The sequence below is a fragment of the Achromobacter pestifer genome (genome assembly GCF_902859625.1).
Lineage (GTDB): Bacteria > Pseudomonadota > Gammaproteobacteria > Burkholderiales > Burkholderiaceae_B > Achromobacter > Achromobacter pestifer.
In genome coordinates, this window is sequence record NZ_CADIJX010000001.1 from 229,046 (window position 1) to 244,118 (window position 15,073).

A 15,073-nucleotide genomic window follows, 5' to 3' on the forward strand; every position below is an offset into this window, starting at 1 on the left:
AAGGATAGATCATGTCCAAGTTTTTCATTGGCCGCCCCAATTTTGCGTGGGTGGTGGCCATCTTCATTTCGCTGGCGGGCTTGCTGGCGATCCCGTCGCTGCCGGTATCGCAGTTTCCGGTCGTGGCGCCGCCCCAGGTGACCATCGCCGCCGTCTACCCGGGCGCGTCCGCGTCGGTGCTGGTGGATTCGGTGACGAGCGTCATCGAGGAAGAGCTGAACGGCGCCAAGCACATGCTGTACTACGAGTCGTCCAGCAGCTCCAGCGGCAGCGCGGAAATCACGGTCACGTTCGAGCCTGGCACGGATCCCGATCTGGCTCAGGTCGACGTGCAGAACCGCATCAAGAAGGCGGAAGCGCGCTTGCCTTCCGCCGTGACGCAGCAAGGCTTGCAGGTGGAGCAGGCCAGCTCGAACTTCCTGATGATCTACGCCTTGACGTACAAGGGCGATGACGCGCACAAGGACGTGGTGGGCCTGTCGGACTACGCCGCGCGCCATATCAACAACGAGATCCGCCGCGTCGACGGCGTGGGCAAGGTGCAGTTCTTTGGCGCCGAAGCCGCCATGCGCGTGTGGATCGATCCGCAAAAGCTGCTGGGCCTGGGCCTGTCGGTGGCCGACGTCAATGCGGCCATCGCCGCGCAGAACGTGCAGGTGCCGGCCGGCAGCTTCGGCAGCCGTCCGGGGTCGGCCGAGCAGGAATTGACGGCCACCCTGGCCGTGAAGGGCATGCTGGATTCGCCCGAAGAATTCGGCAGGATCGTGCTGCGCGCCAATGACGACGGTTCGTCCGTGCGCCTGGCCGACGTGGCGCGGCTGGAAGTCGGCCGCCAAAGCTACGACTTTGAAACCCGCCTGAACGGCAAGAAGTCCGTGGGCGCGGCCGTGCAACTGGCGCCGGGCGCCAATGCGATCGACACGGTCAAGTCGGTGAAGGCGCGCTTGCAGGAACTGTCGGCCTCATTCCCCGAAGACGTTGAATTCTCGGTGCCGTTTGATACGTCGCGCTTTGTCAGCGTGGCCATCGAGAAGGTCGTGCACACGCTGCTTGAGGCGATGGTGCTGGTCTTCCTGGTGATGTTCCTGTTCTTGCAGAACTTCCGCTACACGCTGATCCCGACGATCGTGGTGCCGGTGTGCTTGCTGGGCACCTTTGCCGTGATGTCCGTGCTGGGCTTCTCGGTGAACATGATGACGATGTTCGGCATGGTGCTGGCCATCGGCATTCTGGTGGATGACGCCATCGTGGTGGTCGAGAACGTGGAACGCATCATGGCCGAAGAAGGCCTGCCGCCGCGTGAAGCCACGATCAAGGCGATGGAACAGGTGTCGGGCGCCATCGTCGGCATCACACTGGTGCTGGCCGCCGTGTTCCTGCCGCTGGCGTTCATGAGCGGCTCGGTAGGCGTCATTTACCAGCAGTTCTCGTTGTCGTTGGCGGTGTCCATTCTGTTCTCGGGCTTCCTGGCGCTGACCTTCACGCCGGCCCTGTGCGCAACCTTCCTCAAACCCATCCCCAAGGGCCATCACGATGAAAAGAAGGGTTTCTTCGGCTGGTTCAACCGCACGTTCAACCGTCTGACGGGACGTTTCGAGGCCTTGAACACGCGGCTGGTCAAGCGCACCGGCCGCTACATGGTGATCTACGTGGCGATCGTGGCGGTGCTTGGCGTGCTGTACGTGCGCGTGCCCGAATCCTTCGTGCCGCCTGAAGACCAAGGCTATGTCATTGTCGACATGCAATTGCCGCCGGGCGCGACCCACAACCGCACGGACAAGGTGGTGGCAGACGTCGAGCAGCACCTGATGTCGCTGGATGCCATGGGCGACGCTTTCACGGTGATGGGCTTCAGCTTCTCGGGTACCGGCCAGAACGCGGGCATTGCATTTCCCACGTTGAAGGACTGGTCCGAACGTGGCAAGGGGCAGGCCGCCAGCGATGTGGCCGATAGCGTGAACGCGCGTTTCGCGGCGATCGACGACGGCTCGATCATGGCGGTGAACCCGCCGCCCATCGATGGCTTGGGCAATTCGGGCGGCTTCGCGCTGCGCTTGCAAGACCGTGCCGGCCTGGGCCGCGCGGCCTTGACGGACGCCCGCAATCAGTTGCTGGCCAAGGCCAATAGCTCGCCTGTCATCGCCTACGCCATGATGGAAGGCTTGGCCGACGCGCCGCAGCTGCGCCTGGATATCGATCGCCAGAAGGCGGAAGCGCTGGGCATCGGGTTCGACACGATCAGTACCGCGATTTCGTCGGCCTACGGTTCGGCCACGATCAATGACTTTGCCAACGCCGGGCGCTTGCAGCGCGTGGTGGTGCAGGCCGACGTGCGCGACCGCATGACGCCCGAGAGCATCCTGATGCTGAACGTGCGCAACAAGTCGGGCGGCATGGTGCCGCTGAGCGCCTTCGTGCAGACCGATTGGGAGATCGGCCCGGTGCAGATCTCGCGCTACAACGGCTATCCGGCGTTCAAGATCGCGGGCGACGCGATGCCCGGACGCAGCACCGGCGAAGCCATGGCTGAGATTGAACGCATCGTGTCTGAGCTGCCCAGCGGCATCGGCTACGAGTGGACGGGCTTGTCCTTCCAGGAGAAGTTCGCGGGAGCCCAGGCGCCCATGCTGTTCGCGCTGGCCTTCCTGGTGGTGTTCCTGCTGATGGTTGCCTTGTACGAAAGCTGGGCCATCCCTGCATCCGTCATGCTGATCGTGCCGATCGGCGCGTTGGGTTCGGTGCTGGCCGTGACGGTGCTGGGCATGTCGAACGATGTGTACTTCAAGGTGGGTCTGATCACCATCATCGGTCTGGCGGCCAAGAACGCGATCCTGATCGTGGAGTTCGCCAAGAGCCTGCGCGAGCAAGGCCATTCGTTGATGGATTCCGCCATCCAGGCCGCCAAGCTGCGCTTCCGACCGATCGTGATGACGTCATTGGCGTTCATCCTGGGCGTGGTGCCGCTGGCATTGGCGAGCGGCGCCGGCGCCGCCAGCCAGCGTGCATTGGGCGTGGGCGTGATCGGCGGCATGCTGTCTGCCACCTTGCTGGGCGTGATCTTCGTGCCTATCTTCTTTGTGTGGGTGTTGTCGCTGGTGTCGAAGAAACGCGGCCAGCCTGCATCCGATGCCTTGCCGGCCCCGCGCACGGCCGAGGAGTAAGACTCATGATGCAAACTTTCTTTCCGATGCGCCTGAGCGCTCTGGCCCTGACTGCGTTGTTGGCGGGTTGCTCGCTGGCGCCCATCCATCAGCGTCCGGACGCGCCAATTCCCGCGCAGTATCCGGCGTCGTTCAACCAGCCGGCCGCGCCTGCCTCGCCATCGGCGGCGGCCACGCTGGATTGGCAGTCGTTCGTGACCGATGAGCCCTTGCGCCAGCTGGTGGCGCTGGCGCTTGAGAACAACCGCGATTTGCGCCAGGCCGTGCTGAATATCGAAGTGGCGCGGGCGCAGTATCGGGTTGAACGCGCAGACCGCGTGCCGGGATTCAACGCCCAAGGCACCGGCACGCGCCAGCGGGTGCCCGGTGACTTGAGCAGCACCGGCAGCGCGGGCGTGCAAAGCAACTACCAGGCCGGCATCGGGCTGACTTCGTTCGAGATCGACCTGTTCGGCCGCGTGCGCAGCCTGTCGGATGCCGCGTTGCAGGAGTACCTGGCGACCGAGGAAACCGCGCGCAGCACGCGGATCAGCCTGGTGGCGGAAGTGATCCAGGCCTATCTGACCCGCGACAGCGCTCAGCGTCGCCTGCTGGTGACGCGCCAGACGCTGGCCAGCCGTGAAGCGTCGCTGGATCTGACGTCCAAGCGGCGTCAGGCCGGATCGGCCACGGCGCTGGACTACCAAGAGGCGCTGGGTCTGACCGAGCAGGCGCGGGCCGAGCTGGAACGCATGGATCGTGAAGTGCGCCAAGCCGGCAATGCACTGGCCTTGCTGGTGGGCGTCAACGATCTGAGGCCGTATCTGCCGCAGCAGCTGGCGACGTCGCCGGTGCTGGTGCAGGAGATCGCGGCGGGAGCGCCGTCCGAGCTGTTGGAACGCCGGCCAGACATCCTGGCGGCCGAGCATCAACTGCAATCGCGCAATGCCAGCATCGGCGCGGCGCGGGCGGCGTTCTTTCCCAGCATTTCGCTGACCGGCCTGTTCGGCTCGTCCAGCGCCGATCTGTCCAATCTGTTCGACGGCGGCCAGCGGGCCTGGTCGTTCACGCCGCAGATCACCTTGCCGATCTTCTCGGGCGGGCGCAACACGGCCAATCTGGACTTGTCCCAGGCGCGCAAGGACATCGCGGTGGCCCAGTATGAAAAGACCATCCAGACCGCGTTCAAGGAGGTTGCTGACGCGCTGGCGGCGACGGACACCCTGCGGCGCGAGGAAGCCTCGCGCCGGGCGCTGGCGGAATCCAGCCTGGAGGCCATGCGTCTGTCGGAAGCGCGCTACCGCGGCGGCGTGGACAGCCACCTGCGTTATTTGGACGCTCAGCGCAGCGCGTTCACTGACCAGCTGAGCTATATCGAGGTCAGCACCCAGCGTCAGGTGGCGCTGGCGACCTTGTTCAAGGCACTGGGCGGTGGATGGCCGGATGAACGTCCACCCACCGCGGCAGCCAACTAGGCCTTGCGCAGTCCTGCGCGGGGCAGGGGAGGCGCGGATTGGCTGGCGAGTTCTTCGGCCGGCCTGCCACGCCCGATCGACCACGCGCACAGTGCCGACACCACCCCGGCGAACAGGACGTACAGGCAGATCAGCCAAGGCTGGCCGTTGCCGGTCTTGAGCAGCGCGGTGGCGATGATGGGCGTGATGCCCGAGGCGAAGATGCCCGAAAACTGGTAGACGAACGAGATGCCGGTGTAGCGCACCTTGGCGTCGAACAGTTCGCAGAACAGCGCGGCTTCGGGACCATACACGGCGGCGTAGAAGATGCCGAAGGGAATGATGATCGCCAGCCAGACCAGCATCACATTGCCTTCGCTGTGCATCATCAGCCAAAAGCCCGGGAACGATGCGACCGCTGTAATCAACGATCCCCAGAAATAGACGCGGGTGCGGCCGATGCGGTCGGATAGGCGGCCAAAGAAGGGGATGAAGAAGCACATCACCAGGGCGGCGGCCATCACCCCGGTCAGCGCCTCGGTTCGCGTGATCTGGACGGTCTGTGTCAGGTACGAGATCGAGAACACGCCGAACACGTTGAAGAACACGCCATCGATATAGCGGGCTCCCATGCCTTTGAGGACGTTGCCGGGGTAGCGCTTGATCATGTCAAGGAAGGGAATGCGGCTTTCGGCGTTGCTTTCCTTGACGGCGGTGAACTCGGGCGTCTCCTTGATGTTCAGGCGGATGTACATGCCCACCATCACCATGGCCGCCGAGGCCAGGAAGGCGATGCGCCAACCCCAGGCCATGAATTGCTCGTCCGTCAGCAAGGTGGACAGCAGCGCCACCGTGCCCGAGGCCAGGCACAGGCCGATGGCCAGCCCGATCTGCGGCAACGAAGCGTAGAAGCCTTTCTTGCCGGGCGGGGCGTACTCGTAGGCCATCAACACGGCGCCGCCCCATTCGCCGCCCAGGCCAATGCCCTGGAACACGCGCAGCAGCAAAAGCAGGATGGGTGCCCAGACGCCGATGCTGTCATAGGTCGGCACCAGGCCAATCAGGAACGTGGAGACGCCCATGATCATCAGCGTCATCACCAGCATGCTCTTCCTGCCGATGCGGTCGCCGAAGTGGCCGAAGATCAGGCCGCCCAATGGCCGGGTGACGAAACCCACCGCGAACGTGGTGTAGGCCAGCATGGTGGAGACAAGCGGATCGCCGGTGGGGAAGTACAGCTTGTTGAAGACGATGCCTGCCACGACACCGTAGAGGAAAAAGTCGTACCACTCGATCGTGGCGCCGATCAGCGACGCCGTGACGACACGGCGTACCGCGGCTTCGTTTTGCTTGGCCATTCCAGTCTCCTTTGGTGGGGCGGGGCACTCTGCGTTGCCGCGCGCCGTACTTGCCTATGTGGGATGTTGCCCGTTGTCAGGCGGCGACCAGATCGGTCTGCTGCCGTGTTGTCTTCAGATCGTCCAGCATGAAGCCGGCCGCGCGTTCCGCCAGCATCACCACGGGGACATTGGTATTGCCCGACACCAGCGTGGGCATGATGGAACAGTCCACCACCCGCAGGCCGGCCACGCCGTGCACACGCAGGCGTTCGTCCACCACGGCCATGGGGTCGCTGCGCGGGCCCATCTTCGCCGTGCCGGAAGGATGGAAGATCGTGGCGCCGTATTCACGGCAGAAGTGCAGGATCTCGTCGTCCGAGCGCACGTCAGGCCCCGGGCGGAATTCGCGCTTCATCAATCCCGCCAGCGGTTCGGTCGCGGCCAGCCGGCGCGCGTATTTGACGGCGGCGACCGTCATGCGGCGGTCCAGTTCGGTGGACAGATAGTTGGGCTGCATCGAGGGCGCCTCGAACGGGTCGGCGCTGCGCAACCGGACCTGGCCGCGTGACGACGGACGCAATTGGCAGACCGAATACGTGCACCCTGAAAACGGATGCACCTTGCCGCCCGCCATGTCGGCGGACAAGGTGGCAAAGTGGAACTGCGTGTCGGGCGTGCGGCTGGCCGGATCCACCCGGCAGAACAAGCCGCCCTGGTTGATGCCGACGGCCAGCGGCCCCCCACGAAAAAGCAGCCATTGCAGCCCCATGCCGATGCGGCCGCTCAGCGAGCGCAACTGGTCGTTGGTGGTGATGGGCTGGGTGGTTTCATGGATCAACCGGATCTGCAAGTGATCTTGCAGGTTCTCGCCAACGCCGGGCAGATCGCGCACGACGCCGATGCCGAACTCGCGCAGCAGTGCCGCCGGGCCGACGCCGGACAATTGCAGCAGTTGCGGCGATTGCAACGCACCCGCGCACAGCACCACCTCGCGCCGCGCGCGCAACGTTCTCACCTGGCCATCTTGCCGATAGCGCACGCCGCAGGCGCGGGTGCCTTCAAACAGCACGGCCATTGCGTGCGCGCCGGTCTCCACGCGCAGATTGGGGCGGTCCTCGGCCGGGCGCAAATAGGCAACCGCCGTCGAACAGCGCCGCCCGTTGCGGGTGGTCAACTGGTAGTAGCCGACGCCTTCCTGGTCGCCGGTGTTGAAGTCCTGGACATGCGGCACACCCAGGGCGCCGGCGGACGCGATCAGGGCTTCCACCAGCGGGTGCGGCGTCTTGATGGACGTGGCGTTCAGGGGGCCGTCCACGCCGCGCGTCGGCCCCGCGCCCAAGTCGTTGTTTTCCAGCGCGCGGAAGTAGGGCAGGCAATCGTCCCAGCGCCAGCCCGGATTGCCGGCGTCGCCCCATGCGTCGTAGTCCTGTCGCTGGCCCCGGATGTAGATCAGTCCGTTGATGGCGCTGGAGCCCCCCAGCGTGCGGCCGCGCGGCCAGTAGATGCGCCGGCCCAGCATGTTGGGATCGGGGTCGGTGTAGTAGCCCCAATTCAACACCTTGTGGAACATCGTCTTGCCGTAGCCGATGGGGATGTGTATCCACGGGTTGCGGTCCCTGGGGCCGGCTTCCAGCAGGCAGACGGACAGCGCGCCATCCGCGCTCAGCCGGTTGGCCATCACGCAGCCGGCGGAGCCGGCGCCCACCACGATGACATCCACGGTGTCGGACATATTGCCTTGTCTCCTTGTTGTTTTCCGCCAGCGCCGACCCAACGGGACGGCGCGTTTTCCCTGCTTGTCGCGGCGCAGCGCACTTATATACTGGGCCGACTCCCGTTGCGTCCGCGATGCGGTGCGCGGCCCGGGGATCTGTGGCGATTCTAGAAAGCAGGCGGGTAGAACAAAGCAAAACGCGCGTGGGGGCGGACAAATGGAACGGAACATGCAACTTCAGTTTCAAAATCGCAGTGCAACATCGGTGCCGGCGGCGGCCGACCCGCCGGACGGACAGCAGGAGGCCGCCCGTTCACTGCGCGCCCTGGTGGTGCTGGAGCATCTGGCGCGGGCCCAGCACCCGCCCACGTTGGCGCAACTGGCGCAGCGGCTGGACATGCCGAAGACGACACTGATGCGTTTGCTGGCCGCGATGCAGCGCGCCGGCTTTGTCGCCGCGACGCCGACTGAAAATGGCTTCGTGCCGGGGCCGCAGGCCACGTCGCTGGCGCTGTCCACCTTGCGCGCCTCGGCATTCACGCGGGCTTGCCGTGCCGTCCTGGCGCAACTGGCTGGCACCCTGGGCGAAACCTGCAACCTGACCGCGCCGGACGGCGATCGCGTGGTCTATATGGAGCGCGTGGAAACGACCGAGCCGCTGCGCCTGTTCTTCGCCGTGGGCAGCCATGTGCCGATGCACTGCACGGCCAGCGGAAAATTGTTCCTGGCATCCATGAACCGGCTGGAGCGTGGCCGCGTGCTGGCGCGCTTGCCCTTGACGCGCAACACACCGCGCACGCTGACGGATCCGGTGCAATTGGAAGAAGAGCTGGAACGCCTGGCGGTGCGCGGCATTGGCATCGACAACGAGGAATTCGTGCGCGGCATGAGCGCGGTGGCGGTACCCGTCAAGGACGGGGAAGACCGCGTGGTGGCGGCGGTGGCCTGCCACGCGCCGACCGCGCGCGTCATGTTGGACGACCTGCTGCGCGCCGTGCCGGTGTTACAGCGCGCCGCGCACTCCTTGCATGAGGTGCTGGCCCAGCATCGGCCGGGAAGCTGATGCCGGGCGTCGTCCCGCATCGGAGGCTGGCCGAGCCGCGCAAGCGTCTTGCTTGAATCGGCAGGGCTCAATGTGCTGCGCGCGCGCGTGCCGTAGAGCGCCGGGACCGGCTTTCCCAGACCGCCACCACGATCATGATGACCGTCGTCAGGCCGCCCACCATCAGGTTGTCGGTGACATAGGACACGGGCGCCAGCACGGCCAGCATCACCAGCCCGACCACGTGCGACAGGGGAAAGCGTGCGTACACCACCGTTTTGTAGATGCCATTGCCCAGCAGGTAGAGCGCGGGACCGCCGATCAAGGCGGCCGCGGCCGGCGTGGTGATGCGGCCGTCGGGGTGCAGGATGACCAACTCATTGGCGACTGCCGACACGATCACGCCCGCGATCAGGATCACATGCACGTAATGAAAGCGAGCGCCGATCCTGCCCGGGTCCGAGGCATGCACGATGGCTTCGCTGCCGTCCTTGCTGCTGGTGTCGAAGTACACCCACCACATGGCCGCCGTACCCAGGAACGCCACCAGCAACGCAATCAGCGTGGGGATGTCCCAGTGCGGGTGCTCGCCCAGCGTGGCGCCGGTGATCAGCAACGTTTCGCCCAGCGCCACGATGACAAACAATTGGCAGCGTTCGGCCAGATGGCCGCCTTCGATCGTCCAGTCGCTGGTGCGGGAACTTCCCATGCCGGGCAGGCGAAAGCCGATCATCGGTGAAATGTACTCGCAGGCCACGGCCAGTATCCACAGCGCCAGCCGCGCGTCGCCAGAAGCCAGGCCGCCGCTTATCCAGAGCACGGCGGAAATGCACAACCAGCCCAGCATGCGCCGGAAATTGGCCGCCAGCGGATGCTGGGGGCCCAGGTGCAGCACGATGAAGAGCGTGCGGCCGACCTGGATGAGCGCATAGCAGACGGCGAAGATCAGCCCGCTGCCGCCGAAGGCGTCAGGCAGGACGGCTGCGGCGATCAGACCCACCAGCATCACCATGAACAACATGATCCGCATGGGAATGGCGTCGGGATTGAACCAGTTGGTGACCCAGCAGGTGTATTGCCAGCCTAGCCAAACGGCGAACCACAGCACCAGGGCATGCACGGCGCCCATCAGCGTCAGGTCGTGCAACAGGCTGTGCGACAGCTGCGTGACGGCGAAGACATACACCAGGTCGAAGAACAGCTCGACGTAGGTGACGCGGGCCTCGTGGCCGTCCCGCGGGCGAAGCAGATTGGCGCTTGCTAGGAAAGTCATGCTGGCCGCGTCCTCAAGGTGTGGGGCGCTGCCAGATTACTGCAAGGGCCAGGCGGCCCATTGCAAATTATTCAAAAGCCGCGAAGAGCGTCGCGCCTGCGCGACGGCCGGGCTTGCCGCAAGGGCGGCCCGGGCTACTGGAGCAAGCGTCCCCCGCTGACCATCCACCGCGTCTCGAACCGGTCGATCAGTGCGCCGTAGGCCTCGGCCCAGAAGGTCTTTTGCAATGGCATCGTCACGGTGCCGCCGTCGGCGGCCAGTTGCTCGAATACCCGCTGCGCGTCGGAAACAGTGGGGTACGCCAGCGATAGCGCCACGCCTTTTTTTCCCAGATAGGGGTGTCCCGTGGTGGCGTCGCTGCCCATCAGCGTCTGCTCGTCCAGCGCCAGCCGGGCATACATGACGCGCGCCGCCTCTTCGTCGGACAGCGTGGGCATGGCGGCATCGGCCGGCGCTTCCGCGTAGCGGACCAGGGCTTCGATGCGGCCGCCCAGCACGCGCTGGTAAAAGTGCATGGCGTCGGCGCAGTTGCCGTCAAAACTGAGATAAGCCGAGAGGTGGGGCATGATGTCTTCCTGGAGGGCATGGGACGGGTGCCCGAGGGCGGCCGCCGCGATCTATGATGGAAGCCCGACGCACGGTACCGAAGGAGCCCGGCCATGCAACAAGGTAGCTGCCATTGTGGACAAATCAAGTTTGAAGTCGACGCCGAGGTGTCGCAGGTTCTGGAATGCAACTGTAGCCACTGTAGCCGTAAAGGCTATTTGCTGTGGTTCGTGCCGCGCGCGCAGTTGCGCATCACGTCCTCCACCGAGCGCCTGTCGACGTATAAATTCAACAAGCATGTGATTGCACACCATTTTTGTGCCCAATGCGGTTGCGCGCCGTTCGGCTTTGGCGCCAGCCCGAAGGGCGAGGAAACCGCAGCGGTCAATGTGCGCTGTCTGGAAGCGGTGGACTTGAAAGCGCTGACGCGCATTCCGTATGACGGGCGCAATACCTGATCCGTCCCAGCATCACCAAAAGGAACCCTAGGCATGAGCACGGTCAAACTGTTGTCGGACGACGAGGTCCGCAAAAGCCCCGAGGCGTGGGCGGTGTTCGAGGACATCCGCACCACGCGCAAATCCGATTTCGTGAACAATTTCTGGCGGGCGCTGGCCAATGACCCCGCGCAGCTGCAACGGGTCTGGGCGCAGCTCAAGCAGGTGATGATGGCTGAAGGCGAGTTGTCTCCGCTGGTGCGCGAGATGATCTATATCGCCGTGTCCACGGCCAATGGCTGCTCGTACTGCGTGCATTCGCACACGGCGGCGGCCAAGGCAAAGGGCATGACCGACGGCCAGCATGCCGAACTGCTGTCGGTGATCGGCATGGCGGCACAAACCAATGCGATGGTGACGGCCATGCAGGTTCCCGTGGACGCCGCCTTCGACGTCAAGTAAGAGGCAGTCATGGCGCTGATTCCGCTGTTTCCATTGTCCAACGCGCTGTTTCCCGCAGGAGTGCTGCACCTGCGGATTTTCGAGGTGCGCTATCTGGATATGATCCGCCGGTGCATCGCGGAAGGCAGCGAGTTTGGCGTGGTGGGCCTGCTGGCGGGCAACGAGGTCCGTTCGCCCGAGGGCATTGAGACTTTGGCTCCGGTTGGCACGATGGCGCGCATCGCCTCGTGGGAGGCGCCGATGCCGGCGCTGCTACAGGTGCGTTGCATCGGCACGGGCCGTTTCCGGCTGCTATCCAGCGAGGTGGCAAAATACGGTCTTTGGATGGGCCAGGCCGAGCCCATTCCCGACGATCCGCCCATGCCCGTGCCCGATGCCATGCAGCCCAGCGCCGATGCGCTGGGCCGGCTGGTGGCGCAATGGCAGCAGGACGGCGTGCCTGCCGACAAGCTGCCGCTGGCGGCGCCATACCGGCTGGACGATTGCGGCTGGGTGGCAGACCGCTGGTGTGAATTGCTGCCCTTGCCGCCGGACGATAAAGCGAGCCTGTTGGGCTTGACCGACCCGGTGGCGCGGCTGGCGGCCGTTCAGGACTTGCTGCGCGGCCAAGGGCTGGCGTAGCGGGTCGCGTGCTGAAGTGCTGAAACATCAGGCGAAAACCTTTTTTGGACATCATGGATATCAGGATTGACGAGGGCCTGCGCGCCTATATAGACCCCTTGACCGAAGACGAGCACGCTGCGCTGGAACGCAGCCTGCTGGCTGAAGGGTGCCGCGATGCGCTGGTGCTGTGGGGCGATCTGCTGGTGGACGGCCACAACCGCTACGCCATCTGCCAGAAGCACGGGATCGAATTCCAGACCCGTCAGAACACCACATTCAAGTCGGTGGAAGACGTGTATCTGTGGATGATCGAAAACCACTTGGGCCGACGCAGCGTGTCGGACTTCCAGCGGGGCGTGCTGGCCCTGCGCAAGAAAGAGATCCTGCTGGCACGCACGCCGCCCGAAGGCAGCGCGGCGTCCGACAGCGCATCGCCAGACGCCGCGCCGGCCGACGGTTCGCCGCCTTGGGACGAGGACGCGCCAGGGGCCGAAGGGGCGCCGCGCCTGCCGCCGAACATTTCCTGGACACCGCCCGTGCCCAGCCGCCAGGCGCTGGCGCGTGCGGCGCGCATCAGCAGCAGTACCCTGGGTCAGATCGAAAAGATCCAGAAAGACGCGGCGCCAGAACTGGTGCGCGCGGTGAAAGAGGGGGCGATCTCGATCAACGCGGCGGCGGCGGTGGCGTCTTTGCCCGTCGAACGCCAGGCAGCAGCCGTGGCCGGCGGCAAGAAAGAACTGCAACTCGCGGCGCGCGAAGTGCGTCAGGCCAAGGCGCCTGCGCCGCGCGAGGCCCCGCCCGAGGTGCCGATCGAAAGCATCGAGGACCTGCCTGCCGAGATCGCGCGGTTGCGGGGCGTGCTGGCGCGCTTGACCGACGAACGCGATCAGCTGAAAAAGAAGGTCATGCATCTGACGGTGGCGCTGTCGGAAGCCCGCAGCGCCGGCAATGGCGGCGATGATTGAGCGGAGATCCACGAATAAGGGATAACCCTTATTCGTCTTATGTACGAAAAAAATTCCTGAATCGCCGGGAATTTATATCGTTTTGAGGAAAGGCAGGTCGGGCCTTGTAATGCATGTTCGCTTAATTGCCTCACGCATTCATCTTCCGACTTCCTTATGAATCCCATCGGTTACCGCATTCTTTCCCGGCCCGCCGCGGCCGTCCCCGCCGACGTGCTGGCGGGCTTTGCCGGCATTGGCTCGGCCCAGATCAGCGACTGCATGAATCGCCTGTACGGCGTGTCGGGCCTGCGCCCGATGCATGGCGGCACCCGCCGCACGGTCGGCCTGGCGTTGACGGTCAAGACGCGCCCCGGCGATAACCTGATGATCCACAAGGCGATTTCGCTGGGCGGCGCGGGCGACGTGATCGTCGTCGATGGCGCGGGCGACACCAGCAATGCGCTGGTTGGCGAACTGATGATGATGGATGCGCAATCGCGAGGCATCGAAGGCTTTGTGATCGACGGCGCCGTGCGCGACCTGGACGTGTTTGCCCAGGGCGAATTCGGCTGCTTTGCGCGCGCCGTGTCGCACAAGGGCCCCTACAAGGACGGCCCCGGCGAAATCAATGTGCCGGTATCCGTGGGCGGCCAGGTGGTCAACCCGGGCGATGTCGTCGTGGGCGACGCCGACGGCGTGGTGGTGATTCCTGCGGAGCATGCCGCCGCCGTCCTGGCGCTGGCGCTGAAGAAGGAAGCCGACGAGGCCGTGGCCAAGGAGAAGTTGCGGGCGGGTACCTATACCAAGCCGTGGCTGGAAAAGACCCTTGCCGAGAAGACCGGAGCCGCCAAATGAGCATCGTCGCCGACCGCATCAAGCGCATCAAGCTGTCGCCCAGCGTCGCTGCGCGCGCCATCATCGCCGAATTGCGCGAGCAAGGCCGCCGCATCATCGACCTGACGATCGGCGAACCGGATTTCTCGACGCCCGTGCATATCCGCGAGGCCGCAACCGCCGCCATGAACCGTGGTGAAACCAAGTACCCGCCCGCTCAGGGCACGGTGGCGTTGCGCCGTGCCGCGCGCGGCCATCTGCTGGAGGCGACCGGGATTGATTATCCGGTGGGGCAGATCATCGTCAGCACCGGCGCCAAGCAGGTGATCTTCAACGGTCTGGCCGCCACGCTGAATGACGGCGACGAGGTGCTGATTCCGGCGCCGTTCTGGGTGTCGTACCCGGACATGGTGCTGGTCAACGGGGGCGTGCCGGTGTCGGTCGAAACGTCGCCGGCCACGGATTACAAAGTCACGCCAGAAGCCCTGGAACGCGCCATCACGCCGCGCACCAAGTGGCTGATGATGAACGCACCCAGCAACCCGACGGGTTCGGTCTACACCGCCGACGAATTGCGCGGGTTGACCAATGTGCTGAAGCGCCATCCGCATGTCTGGCTGATGACCGATGACATCTATGCCCGCCTGAATTTCACTGGCGAACCCACGGTGCATCCCTTGCAGGTCGCGCCTGAACTGGCGGCACGCACGCTGGTGGTCAACGGGGTGTCCAAGGCTTATGCCATGACGGGCTGGCGCATCGGTTATGGTGCCGGTCCCGATGAATTGATCAAGGCGATGGCGATCCTGCAATCGCAAAGCACGTCGGGCGCGTCGTCCGTCAGCCAGGCGGCAGCGCTGGAAGCGCTGTCGGGCCCGCAGGATTGCGTGGCCGAATTCGCCCGCATCTTCCGTGAACGCCGTGATCTGGCCGTGGCTGAATTGTCCGGCGCAACGGGTCTGACGATCGTCGTGCCGCAAGGCGCGTTCTACGTGTTTCCGGATTGCTCGGGCCTGCTGGGCAAGAAGACACCTGCCGGCGACGTGATCGCCACCGATACCGACCTGACGCACTATCTGCTGCGCGAGGCCGGCGTGGCCGTCATCGATGGCCATGCCTACGGTGCGCCGGGCACGTTCCGGCTGTCGTTCGCGGCGTCGCTCGACGATATCAAGCAAGGCTGCTCCGCCATTCGCGAAGCTTGCGCCAAGCTGGCCTGAGGCCACGCCGCGCATTTCAGTACCGTACGACCACCACACAAACAGACAAGGGGAATCAAGC

General features: G+C 64.9%; 13 protein-coding genes. 9 read left to right on the forward strand and 4 right to left on the reverse strand.

Going from position 1 to position 15,073, the window contains the following annotated elements; all coding sequences use genetic code 11:
• The first annotated feature begins 11 nt into the window (after positions 1–11).
• Together HV753_RS01045 and HV753_RS01050 are read left to right on the forward strand one after the other, a co-directional pair.
• Complete coding sequence (locus HV753_RS01045; protein ID WP_175172569.1) at positions 12–3,161, forward strand: efflux RND transporter permease subunit; 3,150 nt, start codon at positions 12–14, stop codon at positions 3,159–3,161.
• Between the two features lie 5 nt (positions 3,162–3,166).
• Positions 3,167–4,615, forward strand: coding sequence for an efflux transporter outer membrane subunit (locus HV753_RS01050; RefSeq protein ID WP_175172570.1), 1,449 nt, complete (start codon positions 3,167–3,169; stop codon positions 4,613–4,615).
• Here the strand turns inward: HV753_RS01050 and HV753_RS01055 are convergent.
• A complete protein-coding gene (locus HV753_RS01055; protein ID WP_175172571.1) occupies positions 4,612–5,952 on the reverse strand; it encodes an MFS transporter in 1,341 nt (446 codons plus the stop codon). The two genes, HV753_RS01050 and HV753_RS01055, sit on opposite strands and share 4 nt — an antisense overlap.
• 76 nt (positions 5,953–6,028) lie before the next feature.
• Entirely contained in the window at positions 6,029–7,666 is a 1,638-nt protein-coding gene (locus tag HV753_RS01060; protein WP_175172572.1) for a GMC family oxidoreductase, read from the reverse strand.
• A gap of 199 nt (positions 7,667–7,865) precedes the next feature.
• On the opposite strand from HV753_RS01060, the gene HV753_RS01065 reads away from it, so the two are divergent.
• Entirely contained in the window at positions 7,866–8,711 is an 846-nt protein-coding gene (locus HV753_RS01065; RefSeq protein WP_175172573.1) for an IclR family transcriptional regulator, read from the forward strand.
• Between the two features lie 67 nt (positions 8,712–8,778).
• Here the strand turns inward: HV753_RS01065 and HV753_RS01070 are convergent, their stop codons facing one another.
• On the reverse strand, positions 8,779–9,963 hold the full coding sequence (locus HV753_RS01070; protein ID WP_175172574.1) for a low temperature requirement protein A: 1,185 nt from the start codon (positions 9,961–9,963) through the stop codon (positions 8,779–8,781).
• A 134-nt stretch (positions 9,964–10,097) separates the two neighbouring features.
• A complete protein-coding gene (locus HV753_RS01075) occupies positions 10,098–10,529 on the reverse strand; it encodes a VOC family protein (protein WP_175172575.1) in 432 nt (143 codons plus the stop codon).
• A 93-nt stretch (positions 10,530–10,622) separates the two neighbouring features.
• Between HV753_RS01075 and HV753_RS01080 the strand changes: the two genes are divergently transcribed.
• The 6 genes from HV753_RS01080 to HV753_RS01105 all read left to right on the forward strand — a co-directional run bounded on the left by HV753_RS01080 (position 10,623) and on the right by HV753_RS01105 (position 15,012).
• Positions 10,623–10,967, forward strand: a complete 345-nt coding sequence (locus HV753_RS01080; protein ID WP_175172576.1) for a GFA family protein — start codon at positions 10,623–10,625, stop codon at positions 10,965–10,967.
• 33 nt (positions 10,968–11,000) lie between these two features.
• Entirely contained in the window at positions 11,001–11,408 is a 408-nt protein-coding gene (locus tag HV753_RS01085; protein WP_175172577.1) for a carboxymuconolactone decarboxylase family protein, read from the forward strand.
• Positions 11,409–11,417: 9 nt separating this feature from the next.
• The gene (locus HV753_RS01090) at positions 11,418–12,029 is read left to right on the forward strand and encodes an LON peptidase substrate-binding domain-containing protein (protein WP_175172578.1); all 612 of its coding nucleotides are present in this window, start codon (positions 11,418–11,420) and stop codon (positions 12,027–12,029) included.
• A 53-nt stretch (positions 12,030–12,082) separates the two neighbouring features.
• Positions 12,083–12,976 (forward strand): hypothetical protein, encoded by an 894-nt coding sequence (locus HV753_RS01095; RefSeq protein ID WP_175172579.1) that lies wholly within the window; start codon positions 12,083–12,085, stop codon positions 12,974–12,976.
• 156 nt (positions 12,977–13,132) lie between these two features.
• Complete coding sequence (locus HV753_RS01100; protein WP_175172580.1) at positions 13,133–13,813, forward strand: RraA family protein; 681 nt, start codon at positions 13,133–13,135, stop codon at positions 13,811–13,813.
• On the forward strand, positions 13,810–15,012 hold the full coding sequence (locus tag HV753_RS01105; protein ID WP_175172581.1) for an aminotransferase class I/II-fold pyridoxal phosphate-dependent enzyme: 1,203 nt from the start codon (positions 13,810–13,812) through the stop codon (positions 15,010–15,012). Before HV753_RS01100 ends, HV753_RS01105 begins: the two co-directional genes overlap by 4 nt.
• Positions 15,013–15,073 lie beyond the last annotated feature (61 nt).